A 21,276-nucleotide genomic window follows, 5' to 3' on the forward strand; every position below is an offset into this window, starting at 1 on the left:
GCTAGGCATCTGGTACACTTGCTCGCACATTATTTTTCTTTGTCGTTTGTTCAACAGCAAAGGTTTTAGAGGTTTGTATATTATGGCTACCGAGCTAGAGCTAAAGTTAATGCTTCACTCTGACTATCTCAAGTCCGCCAGTGATTTTCTTGATGAAATTTGCGCATTGTCAGACACGGATGATCAATCTCGTCAGCCTACTTTGGCTTTGATGAACGCCTATTTTGATACAGAAAATGCTGATTTAATGCAAGGTGGTATGGCTTTGCGCATTCGAGCGGTGAACAATACGTTTATTCAAACAGTCAAAACCCGTGGCAGTGATCGTATTGGTATGCATGCGCGTGGCGAATGGGAATGGTTTATACCGAATGATAATTTGGATTTATCCCTTTTAGCAGAGGTTCCATTACCTGATGTATTGCAAGATATGTCTTGGAGTAGGGAGCTGATAGAAGTTTATCGTACCGATTTTGAGAGACAAGTTTGGAACGTTAGATTTCAAGCAACCACAATGGAAGTCGTGTGTGATCATGGCCTGGTCATCTCGCCTTACGGTAAAGATGCGATCTGTGAGTTGGAGTTGGAGCTTAAAGAAGGCAATGAAGCGGGTTTGTATCAGTTTGCTTTGCAATTGGCAGAACGTGTCCCTGTGCAGGTGAGTATTGTCTCGAAGGCCCAGCGAGGGGTGCGTTTAAAATATGGGCAAATAGAGTTTCCTGATAAACCTCTGCAGACCGCCAATACAATTGTTTTAGCAGCGTATTGGTATGAAGTGTGGTTAGTTTATTGGGAAGCGATGCACTTCATGGAGGACGAGGCGCTGATGCAACCTTTTCGTCATTCCATATCGCAATTAAAGACGTATTTACCTAATGACTTGGTCGAGGTAGTAAACGATCTTGATCGTCAATTAGAGTCATGTCTTATGGTTGAAGAGACGATGATGTTGACAAAATTGGCCAGTATAAAGCAAATTGGTATAGCGATGCTTAAGATTGGCCAATGGCTAAATCAACAAACCGCTTAACCTAACGTTTGTCGTGATGACGTAAAAAATAAAAAAGTAAGGAAACCCTTTTGACCCCTCCAAATTTGAATCCCAATTATACGCTTTTTTGCGAACAATCTGCTTCTCGTTTCTTGTTATTGGAACAGGTCCAAGAGTCAAGACAACGGCATGGTCTTGATCTGTTGAGTTCTGAACAAATTACGATGTTAGAGCCATTGTGGGTGTTAAGTGATTACTTACACAAGCAATGCACGCGGTTTCCTCGGTGGTTAGATGATTTGTTGGTGCTAGAGACATTACCAGAGCGACCTTCTAAAGAGGCTCTAATGGCGGGTGAGGCCTATTTCGCTCATGAGGCCAATGCTTGTCTTCACGTTCCTCAAGACCCGTTAGATGAGGCTAGCTTTATTAAGCGTTTGCGTCTGTACCGTCAGTGGTGGATGGTGCGGCTGATTGCCTTAGACATTCAGCAACGTCTCTCCTTAACCGAGCTTACGGCGCGTTTGAGTGGATTGGCCGATGCCTGCGTGAACGCCAGCTTACAATGGACTGAGCAGCATTATCTAGCCTTGTACGGTAAGGCGTTGGACAGCAACAGCCAGCCTCAGTCGATGATTGTTATTGGTATGGGGAAATTGGGGGGAAACGAGTTAAACCTATCTTCCGACATTGATTTGATTTTTGCCTTTCGTGAGCATGGTGACACCCAAGGTGGTAAAAAAAGTCTGTCTCACCAAGAATATTTTACTAAGTTGGGACAAAAACTGATTCAGCATTTGGATCAAGTGACCGCAGATGGTTTTGTTTTTCGGGTGGATATGCGTTTGCGCCCCTTTGGTCAATCTGGTGCTTTGGTGTTAAACATGGACTCACTGGAAAACTATTACCAAGATCAAGGGCGAGATTGGGAACGTTACGCGATGATTAAAGCTCGTGTCATGTCTGGAAACGCCTTAGATATACGTGAATTTGAAGCGTTACGTCGGCCCTTTGTCTATCGTAAATATTTAGATTTTGGTGCAATTGGTGCGTTGCGTGATCTTAAGCAAATGATCGCTAAAGAAGTGCGCCGTAAAGGTATTGAGCACAACATCAAACTGGGGGAGGGTGGTATTCGGGAGGTTGAGTTTATCGCTCAAGCTTTACAAATATTGCACGGTGGACGAGACCAAGGTTTGCAAACGCCAGCCTTATTGAAAGTCTTGCCCTATCTTGCTAAGCATGATTATCTGCCCGTCGAGGAAATGGACCAATTACGTGAAGCTTATTTGCTTCTTCGTCGAACAGAACATGCATTGCAAGCGGTCAACGATGAGCAAACGCAACTGTTGCCAGAAGAGGATAGTGCGCGTACACGCATTGCCTTAATGGTGGGGTTCTCATCGTGGGACGCGTTGGATAAGCGCTTGTGGGAAGTGCGCAAAAATGTGCATCGCTCTTTTGTAGCGTTAATCGACGATGGTCATGAAACGAGTGAGGAGGTAAAGCATCAGGAAACGTGGCGCTTACTCATTAAACACCCAGAGGATAGAGAAGCCATAGAAGATGCAATTGGGTTGATCGCTTGGCAAGATCAAGAAGCCAGTATCACACGAATTTCTCAATTGCTTAGCTCACGTACAGTCGTGTTTATGCAACCAATTGGGCAAGAACGCCTTGCGGTATTTTTAGCCGCCTTGATGTCTAAATTAACAGACGAAGTGAATCCTGATCTGGTTCTAGAGCGGGTTTTTCCTATCTTAGAAGCCGTACTACGCCGTACGGCGTATTTGGTGTTATTGTGTGAAAACCAAACCGCACTGACACACCTTATTCGTTTGTGTCGAGAAAGTGTGTGGTTTACCGATGCCATCTCGACAACCCCCGCATTGTTGGACGAACTTCTGGACGCCAACACATTATTTTCACCGCCTGATAAAGCCATGCTGGCGGAAGAACTTCAGCAAATATTATTACGTTTGCCTGAAGAGGATGAAGAAGCTCAAATGGACGCTATGCGACGCTTTAGGCGTTCTATTATTCTGCGTATTGCGGCTTGCGATATCACAGAAATATTGCCTGTGATGAAAGTGAGTGATCACTTAACTTGGTTGGCAGAAGTGCTTTTAGATCAAGTATTGCAACAGTCTTGGCAATATTTGACTAAGAAGCATGGTTTCCCCGTCAGCCAAGGCGAAGTCGCTTTCACACCGCAATTGGCGATTATTGGTTATGGTAAATCAGGGGGCTGGGAGCTTGGCTACGATTCCGATCTTGATCTGGTGTTTATTCATGATGCGCAAGCAACGGGGCAGACAAACGGTGAGCGGAGTATTGATAATCTGACTTTTTATACTCGGCTTGGTCAGCGTCTTATTCACATGATAACCAGCTTTACCGCGGCTGGGCGCCTGTATGAAGTAGACATGCGTTTGCGTCCTTCTGGTAATTCTGGTCTATTGGTTTCGAGTTTAGAAGCCTTCAAAGATTATCAGCAAAAAGAAGCTTGGGTGTGGGAGCACCAAGCGCTGACCCGCTCTCGTGGATTAGCGGGAGAAGCCCAATTTATTGGCGAAATTTGAAGATTGCCGTAAAGACATTATCGCATCGATTCGAGAGCGTAGTGAGGCTCAAAGCGGAAGTGATTAAAATGCGTGAAAAAATGCGTGCGCATCTTGATACAGGCGGCAAAGAAAAAGGTTTTGACCTCAAGCAAGGCGCGGGCGGCATTATAGACATTGAGTTTATGGTGCAGTATTTGGTGTTGGCTTGGTCGTGTAAATACCCAGAGTTGATGCGCTTCTCTGATAATGTGCGTCAATTAGAAGCCGCTGCTTTGGTTGGTTTGATTGGGGCCGAACAGGCTGAAAAAATGACCGATACCTATACACTTTATCGATCTCTAACGCATCGGCTAAGCCTGCAGCAACAAGGTCGAGTCGTGCAAAAAGATACCCTAGTGGATAACCAAAACCTAGTGAGTCAGTACTGGGAAAACTTTATCCATGATGACGCCATCTAATTATTGCTTTGACCTTTTTTACAAAAAGATGTTCGTAAATTAACCAGTTTACCGCTACAATTCATTGATTAGTTTAAAAATTGATAGGAGGAAAAATGCCAAGTATTAATGGTGTGAGTAGTCCTGCGATGGATTATGCCAGCGAAGTCTATAGCGCAAACCTAGCCAAAGCGGCTCAACAGCAAAAAGCGGAACAGGATTTGGCGCTATTGGCGGAAGCGACAAAAAACGTCACCCCTGCCGCCAGTAGTGGTTCGCACACTACAACAGACAACTTAGGCCAGAATATTAACGTGAACGTTTGATGCGATGTAAAAAGCGTTTATTTGAAAAGCATTGTACGAAATAACAAAAAGCCCGCTAGTGCATCTAGCGGGCTTTTTGTTTAAACGGACTCAGGCCATTAAATTACGGTTGTGTTTCGATAAAATTCTGGTCTTCGGCTGGTAACGGTTGGTTATCGATAGCGGCCTCAAACGCTTTAAGGCGTTTGTAAATTGACAGCAGTTCAACGATGGTTGTCCATGAATTAATTAAGTATTGAAAAGAGTTCTCAACTTGGTTAAAAGCGTTTAATACTCTCTGCATGATACCTAGCGTAAAAGCACCAGCAATAATAGATGGCGCTAGAACAATCAATGGTACAAATTGACCTACGTTTAAATAGCCATAACGTACAACGTTGAAATATAAGTAGTTTGCATAAAGGCGGAAGTAATTCTTACGCACATTTTCAAATAACTCATTGAGGCTCATTGGGGTTGCTCGGTCATGGTAATCTTCACCATATACCAATTCTTTTCGATAGGCGGCTTCAACTCGCTGATTTTTAAATTCCAATCCTGGAAGTTTTATCCCCGCTAAAGCCAACAGTAAGGTGCCGAAAATGGACCATACGATCGCGGTAAATACTAGAGCTTGAGGAACTTCGCCAATCAGAGGTAATGTTTTAACGTATCCGGAAAGTCCCCATAAAATTGGCAAAAATGCGATGAGTGTCATAACTGAGCGTAATAGGCTGACTCCCAGTCCTTCTACAATCGAGGCGAAACGCATGGTGTCTTCTTGAATACGCTGTGAAGCACCCTCTATATGACGTACTTTATCCCATTTTGAAGTGTAGTAGCTGGTCATTGCCGTGCGCCAGCGAAACACATAATGACTAACAAAAAAATTACTCAATACGGATACTGTAATAGCGACCATGATGATTACCGCAACAGTGGAAAGTTCCGCATAGTAATCAGATAGTAGAATGCTATTTGGTTCGGCTAATGCTTTTTGAATAAGATCATAAAAACTGCCATACCACTCATTTAACATTACGCTTACTTGGACTTGGAACCAAGTAATAAAAACGATTACCCCCGAACCAATGACAGACCATTTTCCCCATTTTTGACCGCCATAGAGCATCCATCCACCAATAAATAGTCCATAACATACGACCATGTATTGGTATAGCCAAGCATCTAATGCGGTACTTTGTGCACTCTGAAAAGCGCTTTGGGCAGCGGCGTCAGCGCCTTCCGCTAAAGCATCAGGAAAGTGGACACCAAACAGAGAACCTAGACTTAAAATGTGTCCTAAGTCCTGCACAATAGCATACCAGCCAATGACACAGACAAGTGCCCACAGAGCAAAGCTAAGAAAGAAGAGTTTGGGTTTAGGAAAGAAAGAATGAAACACGTTGTCGTTTCTCTATATCAGTTGAATAGTTCATAAGCCATTGATTTACGCAAAGTTGTTTAATGACTCCCTACCGGAGCTTAAACCAGTCAAGTGATAATCACAATCAAGCGGCTCATCAGGAATCAGTAAAAAAGACGATAATCGGCCATGGTGAAGGCATTTTTTGCGAAATAGTTTGTTACGCTATCGAATCATGGCAATAGGAAGGTTTTATGACGCGAGTTGATGTGTATCTGATTCAAGCATTTTCGATATCAGGGCAGGGGGGAATTTAGCGGGTGTGGTCTTGCAGGCCGATATGCTAACGGATGTTCAGAAGCAATCTATCGCGAAGCAAGTGGGTGTATCAGAAACCGCTTTTGTGAGTCAAAGCGATAGTGCAGATTTTCAGTTGTCATTTTTTACGCCAACAGTGGAAGTGGATTTTTGTGGTCACGCGACCCTAAGTGCCTTTTGGTTATTGCGTCATTTACAGCACATTCCTGCTGGGCATTATAAGCAGGAAACCAAAGCCGGTATATTAGCCGTCGAGATCACCCCAAATGGTGATGTTTTGATGAATCAGAGTTTGCCCATGTGGTTGGCTGAATTTAGCGCAGAAGAAATAGCCCCTATGCTAGGAGTTCAGCCCGCGTTGATTGCTCAAGCTGGTTTGCCTATTCAGGCGGTTTCAACGGGATTAGTGGATATCATCGTTCCTATACCGTTTGGTTTTTTGGATTCTCTTGTTGTGGATATGGAGTCGATGTCGCACTTTTGTCAGCAACAGCATTGTGTCGGATTTCATGTCTTTGAATTGAACTCGCCAGAATCATTCTATACCGCCAGTTGTCGCAATTTTGCCCCCGCGGTGGGGATTCCTGAGGAATCGGCCACAGGCAGCTCAAGTGGCGCATTAGCTTGTTATTTGAACCGACACTTTGGTTATCAGCAAGCCGTGTTTGAGCAAGGGCGAGCGATGAGCATGCCATCCTGTTTATTGACGCAGCTCAGCTTAGAGGATGGCGTATTAAAGCAGGTGAAAGTTGGCGGGGAAGGGGTATTTAATAAGCAGATTTCTATCAATGTAGATTAAATAAAAAATCGGACCGAAGTCCGATTTTTAAGGTTTTCATCTAGTGCAAGTCGCGTTATGCCGTTTGATTATTCGCAATAACAGTGGCAATGGCTTTATCAAGACGAGCAAGGCCATCGGCAATGTCTTGTTCAGTAATGATTAAAGACGGAGCTAAACGTAATACGTTAGGACCAGCAACAAGCACAAACAAGCCTTCTTCAGCAGCCGCTTTCACAATCTCACCGGCTTTTCCAGCAAGGCTGTCAATGACTTCTGCCCCCATTAAAAGACCCATACCACGAATGTCTTTAAAAACGTGATACTTTTCGTTGATGGCTTTTAGACCGTCAAAAAATTGGTCATGGCGTTTTGCTACACCACCTAAAACTTCTGGTGTATCAATAATATCAATGACGGCTTCAGCAATGGCGCAAGCCATTGGGTTGCCACCATAAGTACTGCCGTGTGTGCCAAATGCTAGGCTCTTGGCGGCTTTTTCAGTGGCTAGCATGGCGCCAACAGGGAAACCGTTGCCAAGTGCTTTCGCTGTGGTCAGCACGTCAGGTGTTACACCGAGTTGCTCGTAGGCATACAGAGTACCTGTACGACCCACACCGGATTGCACTTCATCGTAGACCAACAGTGCATTGTACTGATCACACAACTCGCGAACTTGTTTCGCAAATTCAATATCAGCAGGAATAATGCCGCCTTCGCCTTGAATTGGCTCCATTACAACCGCACAGGTTTTGTCGCTAATAATGGCTTTCAGTTGCTCGATATTGTTGTAATCGCAGTGCTTAATACCACCAGGTGTTGGCTCAAACCCTTCTTTGTACTTGGCTTGACCACCGACAGAAACGGTAAACAAGGTACGGCCATGGAAGGATTTATAAAAAGCAATAATTTCATGTTTTTCTGGACCAAAATGATCAAACGCATAACGTCGAGCCAATTTAAACGCAGCTTCGTTGGCTTCAGCGCCACTGTTCGCAAAGAAAACTCGGTCAGCAAAGGTTTTTTCAGTCAATTTTTTCGCTAGTCGCAGTGCTGGCTCATTGGTCATGACATTGGATAAATGCCAAATTTGCCCAGCTTGCTCACGCATGACGTTGACCAGCGTTGGATGGGAGTGACCCAATGCAGTCACGGCAATGCCGCCTGCAAAATCGACGTATTCTTTGCCTTCTTTGTCCCATACGCGAGAAGCCCTCACCACGCACTGGAATAATCGCAGAAGGTGCATAGTTGGGAACCATTACTTCGTCAAAAGTTGCTCTCGTTACTTGTTGTGTCACTTTTTTATCCATCTTACAAAAAGGCCTCTTAAAAAATAGGTGGCCGCAATGACGGCCACCTTTTGGTTTATATCAGATTTCTCAACTCACGAATAGCGACAGTTATCATTGCAAGCGTGAATTCACTTTCAGTTTTAATTTCACTGAAAGTAGCACGGTAATGCTTGATACTATCACTGTTTGATTCGCGCCAATGAGTCAGACGTTGTTCCAGCTTCTTGATATCGGCGCTGGATTGTATGACCTCTTGGGTGAGAGTGCGTAGGCTGTTATCGATTTCGTCGCCAAGCCCACCTTTTGCACGTCGTTGCCATACATCGTCAGCGGATAGTTCGCTGACCTTATGACGCAACCAATGCAGCTCTAGGTCCATTTCAAGGGCAAAGTAAGTTTGAGCAACATCCAACACTTCGGTTTCTGTATTGGCGGCGACACGAATAATGTCTAATCCGTAGAAGAGATAGTGAAGAGACGATAATCTCTCGGCTATTTCAACTGGGATATTGTGCTCGACGAGACGAGTCGTAATATCAGCCAAGTGAGCTTGACTGGATTCTGTCAAAATTGCCTGCATATTGGCTCTAATGACTTCAACGCCAGGCTTGTAAGCGTCTTTTAGGCGCTGAATAGATAGGCTTTCACGCGTATTGCGTAATAGCCAAAGTGTCGCCCGTTCTAATAGTCCTTGAATCCGAATCAGTAAGCCGTTTAAAACGGTGTTTTCAACGGTGAAGTCCAAACTGTTGACAGCGTCCCAAAGTGCTGGAATGCCAAAAATGTCTTCTGCGGCCATATAAGCTCGAACAACATTTAAAGACGAGGCACTGGTTTCCTCTTGCATATAAGTGCTAAAGGTGGGTCCCATACGATTGCCAAGATTGTTGGTTACATGTCCAGCAATGATTTCTTGAATCAATGGGTGTGACGCCATTTGACCGCCAAAATGCTTGGTCAATTGGGTTGGGAAGTATTCGTTGATTTGTGTTGTCAAATCGACATCTTCGCCAATGCCATCTTCTACCAACTGTTCAGACAGTTTGATTTTCGAATAGGCCAATAACACTGAAATTTCCGGACGCGTTAAACCTTGTCCTTTATTTAGGCGTTTTTTGATCTGTGCATCACTCGGTAAATATTCAATCTCGCGGTTTAAGCGACCTTCACGTACCAAGGATTGAATCAAACGCCAGTGATCGGCCAAGCGTTCTGGCGCCTGCGCATTGGCTAAAGACAATAGATGACTTTGACCACGGTTATGGCGTAGCACTAAGTTACCGACTTCATCGGTCATTTCTGCTAACAAGCTGTTGCGTTGCTTCTCGGTTAAGTCGCCGTTTTCCACCACGCGGTTAAGTAGGATCTTGATGTTGACTTCATGATCCGAGCTGTCCACACCCGCCGAGTTATCAATGGCATCGGTACTGATTAAGCCGCCTTTCTGAGCAAACTCAATACGGCCAAGTTGTGTTAACCCTAGGTTACCGCCTTCACCAACGATTTTGCAGCGCAACTCTTTACCATTAACACGTAGACTATTATTTGCACTGTCTCCCGCATCCGCATGGGACTCTGTTTCGGATTTTACATACGTGCCGATACCGCCATTCCAAAGCAGGTCTACAGGGGCTTTTAGGATAGCGTTGATCAGCTCCGTTGGTGCCATGGATTTGACATTGCCTTCAATACCTAACGCCTTGCGAATATCGGCATTAATAGGAATGGATTTGGCGGAACGGTTGAAGACACCGCCACCTTTTGAAATAAGTTCCTTGTTGTAGTCTTCCCAAGAAGAACGAGGCAACTTGAACATGCGTTCACGTTCCACAAAAGAAGAGGCGGCATCAGGCGTTGGGTCGATGAAAATATGCATGTGGTTAAACGCCGCAACCAACTGAATATGTTTCGACAACAACATGCCGTTGCCAAATACGTCGCCCGCCATGTCACCAATACCAACCGCCGTGAAGTCTGTGGTTTGGCAATTGACGCCAATTTCTTTGAACTGGCGTTTAACGGATTCCCAAGCACCACGTGCTGTAATGCCCATTTTCTTATGGTCATACCCATTTGAACCGCCAGAAGCAAAGGCGTCACCTAGCCAGAAGTTATATTTCGCCGAAATACTGTTCGCTAAGTCAGAGAAAGTGGCTGTACCTTTATCGGCTGCAACCACCAAATATGGGTCGTCTTCGTCGTAACGAAGCACAGACAATGGTGGCACCACTTCGTTTTTGATTAGGTTATCGGTAATGTCTAATAAGCCGCTAATGAACGTAGTGTAGCAGTGGATAACTTCTGCCTGAACTTCTTCACGAGACGCGTTCTTTTTCAATTGCTTGGCAACGAAGCCACCTTTGGCACCAGAAGGTACGATAACCGCGTTTTTCACCATTTGCGCCTTGACGAGGCCAAGTACCTCGGTACGGAAGTCTTCCATACGATCAGACCAGCGCAGACCACCACGGGCCACTTTACCACCGCGCATGTGGATACCTTCGACCCAAGGCGCATACACGAAAATTTCGAATTTCGGACGCGGTAAAGGAACCGCTGGAATTAATGAAGGGTCCAATTTGAAAGACACATAGTCTTTGATTTCACCTTCCGCACCAGCTTGATAGAAGTTAGTACGCAACATGGCTTGAATCACAGAAAGGTAGTGCTTCAGAATGCGGTCTTCATCCAAGTTGGCCACTTGATCCAACTCTAGATCGATTTTTTCCAGTAGCTTTTGTACTTTTTCGTCACGTTTGGCTTCTTGGCTTGGATCAAAGCGTTGTTCAAACAATTGTACCAACAGACGAGCAATACTGGCATTTTTCTCTAAGGTTTGTTGCATGTACTGCAACGAGAAAGGTACTTGTAACTGCATCAAGTATTTCGTCAACGCGCGCAGCATAGTCACTTGGCGCCATGTTAATGACGCGCTTAGAACGAGGGCGTTAAAGCGGTCGTTTTCAACACGACGACGGAAGATTTGATTGAAGGCGTCTTGGAAGGCTTCGCGTTGAGTGTTTTTCTCTAAATTCACATCAGCGTCAACACTGATGGCAAATTCAACTACCCATGTATTAGTTGTGCCATCACCATTTTGGTCCAGTTCATATGGGCGAGCTTCTAGAACTCGTAGTCCCATGTATTCCAATATCGGTAATACGTCTGACAAGACCAGCGTGGTGCCAGCGCCATATACTTTAAAGAAGTAATTGTTTTTTGCTTGACCAACTTGACGATAAATGTGTGTCGATGTATCTCCTTCGCCCGCTAATTGGCTTAAACGCTCAATGTCTAGTACCGCGGCATTTGGAGAAAAGTCTTCACGGTAGGCTGCAGGTAAGTAGGCGACATAATTGTTGAAAAGGCGGTTGCCGTTTTCTTCGCCATGGCTCTTATGTAAGGCATTGAGTAATTTGTCTTCCCATGAACTCATCGCATCTTGCATCTTACGTTGAATGTCTTCTACGTCGATGGTTGGGCTTTGACTAGGATCGGCAATCTGAATCGTAAAGTTGACTCGCGCCAAGACTAGCTGAGAAAACTGCACGTTAAATTCTGAGCTGGTACCGTTGCACGCATTCATCAGAATGTCTTGCATTTTTATGCGCAATTCTGTGTTGTAACGATCTCTTGGCACATAGACGAGTGCATTCAAGAAGCGGCCATAAATGTCTTTGCGCAGGAATACACGCAATTGGCGACGCTCTTGAATCGCAAGAATGCTTTCAATCGTGACGAAAAGTTCATCCACTGGCGCTTGCAGCATCTCATCACGAGGGTAGCTATTTAGAATGTGTTTTAGATTTTTGCCCTTGTGGCTGTTTGGATCCACATTGGCCTTTTCAACAATGACGTTGAGTTTTTTGCGCAGTAATGGAATGTCTTGTAAGCGAGCAATGTAAGCCGCAGAAGAATATAAGCCAAAGAAGCGCCATTCTCCAATCACGTTGCCTTTCTTATCGAAGCGTTTGATGCCAAGGTAATCAAGGTGAACAGGACGATGAACCGTTGATACCGCTGTCGACTTGGTCAAAATTAGGATGTTGTTACTGTCAACAGCGAGTTTGGCCAAGTTATTTTCTAATACAATGTCGCGTTTCACTTTTTTATCGTTGATGTCGCGGAACGTGCCTAAGCCAGAACCTTCAACCAATTTTAGATGGGTTTCATTGTCTTCAACGGCGAGGTCATAAGCGCGAAAGCCAATAAAGGTGAAGTGGTCGTTTTCTACCCAACGTAAGAAATCAAGGATTTCTTGGTGTTCTTCATTGCCTTTTAAATGGGCTAATTGTTCAGATTCTTTGATGATTTCGTTTAATCGCGCTTTCATCGTAGGCCAATCAGCTACGGTTTTTTTCACATCGACTAAACTGCTAAGCAGTTCTTCTTTAATCTTATCCAGCAAGTTGATATCAGACAAACGGTCGATCTCAAATCGCATTAGGGCTTCATGTGTTTTAGATTCAAGGTTAATACCTTGCAATTCGCCTTTCTTATTACGTTCAACTGGCACCACAGGATGAGATGTCATATGAATGGTGTGGCCAAGACGAACGAGTGCCATATTGAAAGATGACACAAGGAAAGGCATGTCATCGGTTAGAATTTCGATAACCGTGTGTGTAGATTGCCAGCTGTGTTCTTCGTAGTTTGGATTGTAAACACGAACTTTTGGTTGATTAACTGGACGTTGTTGTAAGAAATCCCATAAGCAGACGATGGTGCCGTACAGGTTCTCAATGGATTCATTGACCAAATCTTCCGTTAAAGAGTCCTGAAAGTAGAGGTGGGCAAGTTGAATCAGGTTATTGGCTTCGGTCGCATTGAAGTGTTCGTTTATTTCTACTTCGACGCGTTCGATTAATTCGCTTTTTTTATGATCAGTCATTAGAACTCATCCCTCGTTGTGGTGTTCTTAATAAAACTAGTAGGTAGTGCAATGTTATGAAAGTACAAGGTTTGGACTCTTGATAAGATTATTATGAAAAATTCACTCCTTTGATAGTTAGTAACTTATCTAATTGCGACATATTGTTGTGATGTCTGGTTAATTGGGCTAAAAAAGTCTTGCTCAAGACGAAAAAAACCTTTGTTATCCATTTTAAACGAAATAAACTCCTTTTTTGTCTATAGTTCGCAGGATAATATTTTGTACAAGACCGAATTCGCATCAAGAGAAATCATGCAGGCGAGCAAGAAGCCATTAAAATACGGTTTTTTGCTCTTACCGCATTATTCTATGCTGGGTTTTTCTTCCGCCATTGAAACACTGCATATGGCGAACTGGGTGACAGGAAAAGAGCTATATTCTTTTTGCACGATCAGTCATGAAGAAAAACAAATCCCTTCAAATACGGGGGTTACAACCGTATCTGACTACCTGACAAGTGACGCGCCGAGTGATTTGGATGCGATTTTTGTGTGTGGTGCGTCGCCAGTGATAAAAAACGAAAGTGAGACTTTAGAAAATTGGATAAAAAAACAAGCTAAAAGAAAGATTTCTCTGGGCGGAGTATGCACGGGAAGTTACTTATTAGCAAAAGCCGGCCTGCTAGATGGTTACCGCGCAACGATTCATTGGCGAAGTTTGGCGAATCTGCGTGACGAATTTCTACAAACGATTGTGTCCAACCACCTGTTTGAAGTTGATAGAGATCGTTATACTTGCAGTGGTGGCACAGCGGCTATGGATATGATGCTGTTTTTGATTGGTAAGCAGCATGGTATGTCCTTAGCGAGTAGTATTTCTGAACAGTTTGTTTGTGAGCGTATTCGCACTCATGAAGATCCTCAAAGAATTCCATTGCAGGCTAGAATTGGTACTGGACAGCCAAAATTGGTTGAGGCTGTGCAGCTAATGGAAGCCAACATTCAAGAGCCTTTGTCTTCGGATGATATTGCCTATCATGTTGGTGTATCTAGACGACACTTAGAGCGCCTTTTTAAAAGTAATTTAGACATAGTGCCTTCGCGTTATTATTTAGAATTACGTTTACAGCATGCCAAACAGCTGATTACTCAGACGGACAAGAGTATCACTGAGGTGGGAGTAGCGTGTGGGTTTGGTTCTGCGCCCCATTTTAGTACCACCTATAAGGGTTTTTTTGGCATTACACCTAGGGAAGAACGCAATACAATTTATAAAACAATGCACAATAAAAGCCCAGCGCCTGTCCAAATGGACAAGAAAAAGAGGCAGTTATGGAAAAAGTAACTTAAAATATGGGGTAAATTGTTTTTGGCGTGATTCTTGTATTCTACTTAATTGCGCAAGCTGTTTGCTTTTATTAGTCCAGTGTTGTGCTATTTTACGTCAAAAATAATAAATTTATAAAATGAAAAAGGTAGAAAACATGTCGAAAGTCCCGGCGTTAGAGCCTCATTGATATTCACAAAACGTTTGGCGATATTGAGGTGTTAAAGGGCATTTCCCTAAAAGCCTATGACGGTGATGTCATTTCCATTCTTGGATCCAGTGGTTCAGGTAAAAGTACCTTCTTGCGTTGCATTAACATGCTTGAAAATCCAACACGGGGTGAGATTGTCTTCAATGGCAATAAGCTCGATCTGGTTCAAGGCGAATCCGATTTGGTCGCAAATAACATGAAACAACTCACTCAGATGCGTCAGCAGATAGGATTTGTGTTTCAAAGTTTTAATTTGTGGCCTCATATGACGATTTTACAAAATGTCATGGAAGGGCCATTGCATGTTCTAAAGCGTCCGAAACACGAAGTGGCTGAGTACGCTGAGCATTTATTGCGAAAAGTCGGCATTGCTGAGAAAAAGAACATGTATCCCAATCAGCTATCTGGTGGCCAGCAGCAACGTGTTGCTATCGCTAGAACATTGGCCATGGACCCTCAAGTTATTCTGTTTGATGAACCTACTTCTGCTTTGGATCCTGAGCTAGTGGGTGAAGTATTGGGCGTTATGCGCAATTTAGCGGAAGAAGGGCGTACTATGCTGATTGTGACTCACGAAATGAATTTTGCTCGTGAAGTATCCAGTGATGTCGTATTCCTTCATCAAGGCGTCGTAGAGGAAAAAGGTACACCAAGTCAGGTTTTTAGTGCACCAAAATCGGAGCGTTGTAAGGCGTTTTTATCTAGTGTGTTTTAGGCCATGCTTAATTACTTAAGTAAGACATTATAAAAAGCAAAAATGATCAAATAAACAAATATTCCAAGGGGATTATAATGAAATTGAAAAAAGTAGTGTTAGGCTCAGCGTTGTTGCTAACAGCGGCGTTGTCAACGGTGTCTGTACAGGCGGCTGACAAAGTGCGTTTTGTAACAGAAGGTGCTTGGGATCCATTTAACTTTATTGATGAAGCGGGAAAACCACAGGGTTTTGACGTTGATATTGCCCGTGCATTGTGCGCAAAAATGGCAGCAGATTGTGAGATTCTTACCCAAGATTGGGATGGTTTGATCCCTGGCCTGAAAGTACGCAAATTCGACGCCATTATTGCGTCTATGTCAATTACCGAAGATCGTCTAAAAGTCGTTGATTTTACAAATAAATACTATTCTGGCGGTCTGCGTTTCATGGGGCGTGTAGGAGACAATTTTGATTTGAATAATCTTTCTGGTAAGACTATTGGTGCGCAGCGCGCAACCCTTGGTGCACAATACCTAGAAGACAATTTCACAGGTAAAGCGGATCTTAAATTTTACGATAACCAAGATAACGTCTATTTGGATTTAGTGGCGGGTCGTTTAGACATCGTTTTATCTGATGAGCTACCGACATATAACTGGTTAAAAACATCCGAGAGTGGTGCTAAGTTTGAATTTAAAGGTGATGCCTTCATGAAGACGGATAACATTGGTATCGCGGTTCGTAAAGGGGATGACAAGTTAAAAGAAAAACTGAACAAAGCGTTGGATCAGATCTTAGCGGATGGCACTTATCAGAAGATTAACGCTAAGTACTTCCCGTTCTCTATCTACTAAGTTGACTGGAGCTCGAATAGTCTAGCGCATGATTTACCCGTTAAGTCATGTGTGGATTTTTCGGTCTAGTTATAGAGTTGATATTTCTTGCAGCCTATCGATATTTTATGTCGATAGGCTGATGTTAAGCTTAGTCTGAGAAAAAACTATGATTGATCTTCATGGCTTCGGTGATCAGCTACTACAGGGTGCTGTTGTGACCTTGGAGCTGGCAATGTGTTCGCTGTTTGTTGGCTTAGTTTTAGGATTATTAGGCGCTTCTGCTAAATTATCCTCTTTCAAAGTTCTTAGGTGGATTGCTCATGGCTATACCACCATTATTCGTGGCATTCCCGAACTCCTTACCGTACTTATCATTTACTTTGGTGCAACCAGTGTTTTGATGGCAGTTGCTGGGCTTTTTGGCTACGACGAATACATCGAGGTAGGGGCATTCGCGGCGGGTGTCACGGCGCTTGGTTTGACTTTTGGTGCCTATGCAACTGAAGTGTTTCGCGGCGCGTTACAATCTATACCAAAAGGCCAGCATGAAGCGGCAACTGCTTTAGGGATGGGGCCGATTCGAAAATTTTATCGAATTATTTTGCCGCAGGTATGGCGAATTGCGTTACCTGGGCTTGGGAATTTGTTTCTTGTTCTGTTAAAAGATACGGCGTTAGTGTCGGTTGTAGGTCTAGACGATATTATGCGTAAGGCAAATATTGCTGTGAGTAGCACCAAAGAAGCGTTTTTGTTTTATTTGGTGGCCGCTTTTATGTACTTGGCGTTGACCATTATTTCTATGGTATTCGTTTCTTATTTGGAAAAACGCGCAAGCCGTGGTTTAACGAGAGGATAGTGTATGGACTTTTCGGTAGTTGTTGAATACTTCCCTCGTTTGCTTGAGGGGGCTTGGGTCAGTATTCAATTAGTGATGATATCCATTGTGCTTGGTGGTGTTTTTGCTTTGCCTATCGCTTTAGCGCGGATCTCTCCTGTGGCTTGGATAAGAGCAATCCCTTTTGCTTACATTTTTTTCTTTCGTGGTACGCCGTTATTGGTGCAGATCTTTTTGGTCTACTACGGTGCCTCACAATTTGATGTTGTTCGAGAAAGTGTGTTCTGGCCGATACTGAAAGAGCCATTTTGGTGTGCAATCATCGCTTTTACTCTGAATACGTCAGCTTATACAGCGGAGATCTTTCGTGGGGCGATTCAGGCCATCCCTCCAGGAGAAGTGGAAGCTTGCAAGGTGATCGGTATGACAAAAACGCAAATGTATCGTCGTGTTCTATTGCCGCGTGCATTTGGTATCGTATTACCAGCTTATGGTAATGAAATCATTCTGATGCTCAAGGGCAGTGCATTGGCGAGTACTATTACCATTTTGGATCTAACGGGAATGGCGAGAACTATTATTGCTAGAACCTATACGCCAATGGAAATATTCTTGGCGGCAGGTGCCATTTATTTGGTCATTAGTATTGTCATCATTGCCATTTTTCGTCAAATAGAGCAACGTCAGAATCGTTATTTAGGGACTTTATCTATTAAAGTTCCTGATAAAGGCTAGCGTCAACGAGGTTGCAAACATAAAAAAGAGGCCAAGGCCTCTTTTTTATGTTTAGTGCTTTAAGTGTGCGCTGCAAGACGCACCAATGGATCTAGATTGCATCCGCGCCTGTTTCGCCAGTACGAATACGAATGATTTGTTCAAGGGCGGTAACGAAAATTTTACCATCGCCAATTTTACCAGTATTAGCACTGTGTTGAATCGCTTCAATAGCGCGTTCTACTTGGTCTGTTTCAACCGCGAGCTCAAGTTTTACTTTCGGCAAAAAATCGACCACATATTCTGCACCACGATATAATTCAGTGTGACCTCGTTGGCGCCCAAATCCCTTCACTTCCGTGACGGTTATGCCGTTAATCCCAATTTCAGACAGTGCTTCACGCACTTCATCCAGTTTAAAAGGCTTAACAATCGCCGTAATCAATTTCATGTTTCTTCTCCATACGAATAAAGCATTATTTAACCTAAAAATACCACTCTATTGTAAAAGTCGCCACAGGCTAGAGGGTTATGATCTACATTTAATAGTGGTCTGTGTGTGATTTTATCGGAGTAGGAGGGCTTGAAATGAAAAAAATAACATCGAGCGAGCAATTTATGGACAAAGCTGCGTCATTGTTTGCGGATATTGCCAGTGTATTATCCACAAGAGAGGGCATTCGCCTATCCAGTGTGTCAACGCCTCAAAATGTGGCTTGTTATCAGGTAAGTGGCGTAAAACGTTGTTTGCTTTTAAGGCTGGTGTTGATTCCTATGTCAACGGGCCACGTTTTAGCACGGTTGTCTTGGCTTGATGGTCGAGGGATAGATCATGTTTGTTGCTACCTTAATGAGTCGTTCGAGCGTTTGTTGGTAGCGTCTGATGGTGGTTGGAAAAAACAAAAGAAAAGTGCCGAGTTACTCTGTTTGCAAGGTCTTGAGTCGTTGGTAGCGTGATGTAGCTCGGCACCAAACGTGGTAATTGGCTCCGAGCTAATACGTGGATCTACCGATTAAAGACCGTTTAATGCGTCTAAGTCATCGTATTTAGGTTCATGGTATTTTCGTCCAAGTTTGTGAACCGCATCAATCAAATATTTAGGGTGATCAGGGTGTACGAATTGATGAATGCCATGACCAAGATTAAATACGTGTCCACTACCTGTGCCGAAGCCTGATAAGACGTTTTCTACTTCACGCTCAATTACATCTTTGCCTGCATACAGAACACAAGGGTCTATGTTACCTTGTAAAGCCACGCTCTGGCCCACACGCGCTCGTGCTTCCGCGATATCGGTCGTCCAGTCTAAACCAAGTGCGTCGGGCCCTGTGGCAGCCATGTTTTCCAACCATTGACCACCGTTTTTCGTAAATAAGATGACAGGGATTCGTTTTCCTTCATGAACACGGATAAGGCCATCTAAAATCTGCTTCATGTAGAGTAACGAAAATTGTTGATACATTGGGCCACTTAATACGCCTCCCCAAGTATCAAAGATTTGTAAGGCTTGTGCGCCGGCCAATATTTGACCGTTTAAATACGCTGTAACGGATTTTGCCAGTTTATCTAATAGCGCGTGTAAGATGTCAGGCGAACGGTACATCATGGCTTTAATGTGGCGAAAATCTTTGCTAGAACCGCCTTCCACCATATAGGTTGCCAGTGTCCATGGGCTACCAGAAAAGCCAATAAGGGGGACATGCCCATTGAGTGCGTGGCGAATGGTTGTTACCGCCTTCATCACATAATCTAAGTCGTTTGCTTGAGTAACTGGGATGGCATCGACATCGGCTTTGCCGCGAATGGTGTGTCTAAATTTGGGGCCTTCGCCTGTCTCAAAGTACAGTCCTAAACCCATTGCATCTGGAATGGTTAATATGTCCGAGAATAGAATGGCGGCATCTAGATTATAGCGTTCAAGTGGTTGCAGCGTGACTTCACAAGCAAATGCATCGTTTTTACAAAGACTCAAAAAATCGCCTGCGGTAGCGCGGCTAGCACGATACTCTGGTAGGTAACGTCCGGCCTGTCTCATCATCCATACAGGGGTAGTGTCGACAGGTTGTTTGAGTAATGCGCGCAAAAAGCGATCATTTTTGAGGCTCAGGAAACATTAGTACTCTCCAGTGTAAATTTTCAGTTGACGCATTTTACCTAACTTATGTAGGAAAAGCAGAGTGAATAAGCACAATTTATGAGAAGGTGGACTAAAAGGCCAATATTATTGATCTATCGCAGGGTTTGTTGATGGCTATATGGGGCGAATCATTAATCACCAAGATAAGTTTTTAAACTGTTTTTTTGCACCCGTTGTACAGCATTTTCGATGTCTTTATTGGCATGCAACTCGGCTAACACTTTGGGAAACGCCGCTTTGGTTTGTTTAACGTCCATACCGGGTTTTAGGTGGTGAGAATAGAGGGCTTTAAGCAGTAAATAATCCAATGGACTGATGTAGGTGTCTATGCTGACATCATTAAAAACCGAAGGAAATACGTCATTAGAATCGTTTGGAAGTCCCAGTAGTTGTGTGATCTCTTCCACGATACAATCTAAAAAGCGCGCTTTTCTGCGGGCGTAGTCGACAGGGATAATAATGCTGCCCTTGGTTATTTCGTATTTGCTATTACGGCTAAAATTACCTAGGCAGATCGCTTCGTCGAGTGCTTTACGGATTGTTTCTGGATCACCTATGTACTGGCGCACCTTGTTTTCCATGTTGTCATAAGACGTAAAAATGACAAAAATATTGGCTTGTTCAGGCAAGGTCGTAAAATCAATAGTCAGGCCTGTTATGTGGGCAAGGTGCTGAGCGTGGACACTGAGCAGTTCTTTTTGCAAGCTGGCATCACCCTGATCGCTTTCAAAAAACAGCTTAATAGGTTTATTCCAGCGTATCAGTTTAGGGTGTTTGGTTTCTTTGTATTCTCGTTCTAAAGCAATTTTTATGAAGCTTGCTTCTATGTAATCATCCTGTTGCCAACGCTCTTGCCCTAAAGAGTAAGAGGCAACAAAAAGAGTGAAGAGGCCAATACTATAGCGGGTCGCTGTCTTTAGGTTGCGTAAGCTTATGCGCATAATGGCGAAGTGCTTCTAATGAGTCAGGTGTAAAGGAAAGATTATTTCTGTTAAGTAGAATGTCGTCAATGGCCATTTCATGTACAGAAGCGACTTCTTTGGGCTGTAAGGTAAGTTCACCATGGATGGCTTCATCATAGTGACAAGTATAAATTTTGCCCCAAATTTTAAAACCTTTCCCCTCTGTGAAAAAGACGCCTTGGCTTGTGAGAGGGGCATCAAAACCTAATTCTTCTTGCAGTTCTCTGTGTGCAGAATCTATGTAAGACTCGTTTTTTTCAACCACTCCGCCTGTTGTAATGCCGTAATAACCCGGACAGAAGGCTTTGTCGTCTGTACGTTTTTGAACGATTAAATTACCTTTCGTATTGAACACTAAAATGTAGGTGACACGGTGGTAATCTCTGCCAAAGTTCATTAGGTGTCGTGGTACATCGCCAATAATGGTGTTGTTTTGGTCGACTAGGATAATGACTTCGTCATTTTCGGGCATAAAATACTCAATTTAATGGTGCTACGAATAGAAAGGGAAAGGGTATCGGCATTTTCTCTGAAAGAAAAGACTTCTTGGTTATTAATAAGAGTAGTCGATCATAAAGCAAACAGGTTACTTATGTCATTTGTCTTAAAAGCGACCTATTTTTCTGTTTT

General features: G+C 43.6%; 17 protein-coding genes and 1 pseudogene. 11 read left to right on the top strand and 7 right to left on the bottom strand.

Features of this window, described 5'->3' with window-relative positions:
• Positions 1 to 82: 82 nt before the first annotated feature.
• The 4 genes from AC0L6V_RS22445 (at position 83) to AC0L6V_RS22460 (ending at position 4,318) form a co-directional block, all read left to right on the top strand.
• A complete protein-coding gene (locus AC0L6V_RS22445; protein WP_265220561.1) occupies positions 83 to 1,030 on the top strand; it encodes a CYTH domain-containing protein in 948 nt (315 codons plus the stop codon).
• Positions 1,031 to 1,080: 50 nt separating this feature from the next.
• Positions 1,081 to 3,573, top strand: coding sequence for a bifunctional [glutamate--ammonia ligase]-adenylyl-L-tyrosine phosphorylase/[glutamate--ammonia-ligase] adenylyltransferase (gene glnE, locus AC0L6V_RS22450; RefSeq protein ID WP_418138625.1), 2,493 nt, complete (start codon positions 1,081 to 1,083; stop codon positions 3,571 to 3,573).
• A complete protein-coding gene (locus AC0L6V_RS22455; protein WP_418138626.1) occupies positions 3,570 to 4,013 on the top strand; it encodes a [protein-PII] uridylyltransferase family protein in 444 nt (147 codons plus the stop codon). Before glnE ends, AC0L6V_RS22455 begins: the two co-directional genes overlap by 4 nt.
• 95 nt (positions 4,014 to 4,108) lie before the next feature.
• Positions 4,109 to 4,318: a hypothetical protein gene (locus AC0L6V_RS22460; protein WP_265220564.1), complete on the top strand. Its 210-nt coding sequence runs from the start codon at positions 4,109 to 4,111 to the stop codon at positions 4,316 to 4,318.
• Positions 4,319 to 4,421: 103 nt separating this feature from the next.
• Here AC0L6V_RS22460 and sbmA read toward each other — a convergent pair whose 3' ends face one another.
• Entirely contained in the window at positions 4,422 to 5,702 is a 1,281-nt protein-coding gene (gene sbmA, locus AC0L6V_RS22465; protein ID WP_265220565.1) for a peptide antibiotic transporter SbmA, read from the bottom strand.
• 283 nt (positions 5,703 to 5,985) lie between these two features.
• Here sbmA and AC0L6V_RS22470 point away from each other — a divergent pair, with 283 nt between their 5' ends.
• The gene (locus tag AC0L6V_RS22470; RefSeq protein ID WP_418138627.1) at positions 5,986 to 6,780 is read left to right on the top strand and encodes a PhzF family phenazine biosynthesis protein; all 795 of its coding nucleotides are present in this window, start codon (positions 5,986 to 5,988) and stop codon (positions 6,778 to 6,780) included.
• Positions 6,781 to 6,835: 55 nt separating this feature from the next.
• Here the strand turns inward: AC0L6V_RS22470 and AC0L6V_RS22475 are convergent.
• Positions 6,836 to 8,072, bottom strand: a pseudogene (locus AC0L6V_RS22475) (aspartate aminotransferase family protein).
• 55 nt (positions 8,073 to 8,127) lie between these two features.
• Entirely contained in the window at positions 8,128 to 12,945 is a 4,818-nt protein-coding gene (locus AC0L6V_RS22480; protein WP_265220568.1) for an NAD-glutamate dehydrogenase, read from the bottom strand.
• Between the two features lie 294 nt (positions 12,946 to 13,239).
• On the opposite strand from AC0L6V_RS22480, the gene AC0L6V_RS22485 reads away from it, so the two are divergent.
• The 5 genes from AC0L6V_RS22485 to AC0L6V_RS22505 all read left to right on the top strand — a co-directional run bounded on the left by AC0L6V_RS22485 (position 13,240) and on the right by AC0L6V_RS22505 (position 17,567).
• On the top strand, positions 13,240 to 14,271 hold the full coding sequence (locus AC0L6V_RS22485; protein WP_265220744.1) for a GlxA family transcriptional regulator: 1,032 nt from the start codon (positions 13,240 to 13,242) through the stop codon (positions 14,269 to 14,271).
• Positions 14,272 to 14,471: 200 nt separating this feature from the next.
• Complete coding sequence (locus tag AC0L6V_RS22490) at positions 14,472 to 15,179, top strand: ABC transporter ATP-binding protein (protein WP_473482386.1); 708 nt, start codon at positions 14,472 to 14,474, stop codon at positions 15,177 to 15,179.
• A 77-nt stretch (positions 15,180 to 15,256) separates the two neighbouring features.
• A complete protein-coding gene (locus AC0L6V_RS22495; RefSeq protein WP_418138628.1) occupies positions 15,257 to 16,015 on the top strand; it encodes a transporter substrate-binding domain-containing protein in 759 nt (252 codons plus the stop codon).
• A 148-nt stretch (positions 16,016 to 16,163) separates the two neighbouring features.
• On the top strand, positions 16,164 to 16,853 hold the full coding sequence (locus AC0L6V_RS22500; protein ID WP_265220573.1) for an ABC transporter permease: 690 nt from the start codon (positions 16,164 to 16,166) through the stop codon (positions 16,851 to 16,853).
• Between the two features lie 3 nt (positions 16,854 to 16,856).
• Complete coding sequence (locus tag AC0L6V_RS22505; RefSeq protein WP_265220574.1) at positions 16,857 to 17,567, top strand: ABC transporter permease; 711 nt, start codon at positions 16,857 to 16,859, stop codon at positions 17,565 to 17,567.
• A 91-nt stretch (positions 17,568 to 17,658) separates the two neighbouring features.
• Here AC0L6V_RS22505 and AC0L6V_RS22510 read toward each other — a convergent pair whose 3' ends face one another.
• Positions 17,659 to 17,997: a P-II family nitrogen regulator gene (locus AC0L6V_RS22510; RefSeq protein WP_111607907.1), complete on the bottom strand. Its 339-nt coding sequence runs from the start codon at positions 17,995 to 17,997 to the stop codon at positions 17,659 to 17,661.
• 137 nt (positions 17,998 to 18,134) lie between these two features.
• Between AC0L6V_RS22510 and AC0L6V_RS22515 the strand changes: the two genes are divergently transcribed.
• Complete coding sequence (locus AC0L6V_RS22515; protein WP_265220575.1) at positions 18,135 to 18,503, top strand: hypothetical protein; 369 nt, start codon at positions 18,135 to 18,137, stop codon at positions 18,501 to 18,503.
• 56 nt (positions 18,504 to 18,559) lie between these two features.
• On the opposite strand, the gene hemE is transcribed toward AC0L6V_RS22515, so the two are convergent.
• The 3 genes from hemE to AC0L6V_RS22530 form a co-directional block, all read right to left on the bottom strand.
• Positions 18,560 to 19,654 carry a uroporphyrinogen decarboxylase gene (gene hemE, locus AC0L6V_RS22520; RefSeq protein WP_418139105.1) on the bottom strand — a complete coding sequence of 365 codons (1,095 nt, stop codon included), beginning with the start codon at positions 19,652 to 19,654 and terminating at the stop codon, positions 18,560 to 18,562.
• Between the two features lie 161 nt (positions 19,655 to 19,815).
• Positions 19,816 to 20,625 carry a DUF2927 domain-containing protein gene (locus AC0L6V_RS22525; RefSeq protein ID WP_265220576.1) on the bottom strand — a complete coding sequence of 270 codons (810 nt, stop codon included), beginning with the start codon at positions 20,623 to 20,625 and terminating at the stop codon, positions 19,816 to 19,818.
• A complete protein-coding gene (locus tag AC0L6V_RS22530) occupies positions 20,582 to 21,118 on the bottom strand; it encodes an NUDIX hydrolase (protein ID WP_265220577.1) in 537 nt (178 codons plus the stop codon). The genes AC0L6V_RS22525 and AC0L6V_RS22530 overlap by 44 nt, the downstream gene beginning before the upstream one ends.
• Positions 21,119 to 21,276 lie beyond the last annotated feature (158 nt).

Source organism: Marinomonas sp. G8-14 (assembly GCF_055808935.1).

What these genes read in the sequence shown, in the direction of transcription:
- AC0L6V_RS22445 (WP_265220561.1), top strand. Translation starts at nt 83, where the DNA reads ATGGCTACCGAGCTAGAGCTAAAGTTAATGCTTCACTCTGACTATCTC.
- AC0L6V_RS22460 (WP_265220564.1), top strand. Translation starts at nt 4,109, where the DNA reads ATGCCAAGTATTAATGGTGTGAGTAGTCCTGCGATGGATTATGCCAGC.
- AC0L6V_RS22480 (WP_265220568.1), bottom strand. Translation starts at nt 12,945, where the DNA reads ATGACTGATCATAAAAAAAGCGAATTAATCGAACGCGTCGAAGTAGAA.
- AC0L6V_RS22485 (WP_265220744.1), top strand. Translation starts at nt 13,240, where the DNA reads ATGCAGGCGAGCAAGAAGCCATTAAAATACGGTTTTTTGCTCTTACCG.
- AC0L6V_RS22495 (WP_418138628.1), top strand. Translation starts at nt 15,257, where the DNA reads ATGAAATTGAAAAAAGTAGTGTTAGGCTCAGCGTTGTTGCTAACAGCG.
- AC0L6V_RS22500 (WP_265220573.1), top strand. Translation starts at nt 16,164, where the DNA reads ATGATTGATCTTCATGGCTTCGGTGATCAGCTACTACAGGGTGCTGTT.
- AC0L6V_RS22505 (WP_265220574.1), top strand. Translation starts at nt 16,857, where the DNA reads ATGGACTTTTCGGTAGTTGTTGAATACTTCCCTCGTTTGCTTGAGGGG.
- AC0L6V_RS22510 (WP_111607907.1), bottom strand. Translation starts at nt 17,997, where the DNA reads ATGAAATTGATTACGGCGATTGTTAAGCCTTTTAAACTGGATGAAGTG.
- AC0L6V_RS22515 (WP_265220575.1), top strand. Translation starts at nt 18,135, where the DNA reads ATGAAAAAAATAACATCGAGCGAGCAATTTATGGACAAAGCTGCGTCA.
- AC0L6V_RS22525 (WP_265220576.1), bottom strand. Translation starts at nt 20,625, where the DNA reads ATGCGCATAAGCTTACGCAACCTAAAGACAGCGACCCGCTATAGTATT.
- AC0L6V_RS22530 (WP_265220577.1), bottom strand. Translation starts at nt 21,118, where the DNA reads ATGCCCGAAAATGACGAAGTCATTATCCTAGTCGACCAAAACAACACC.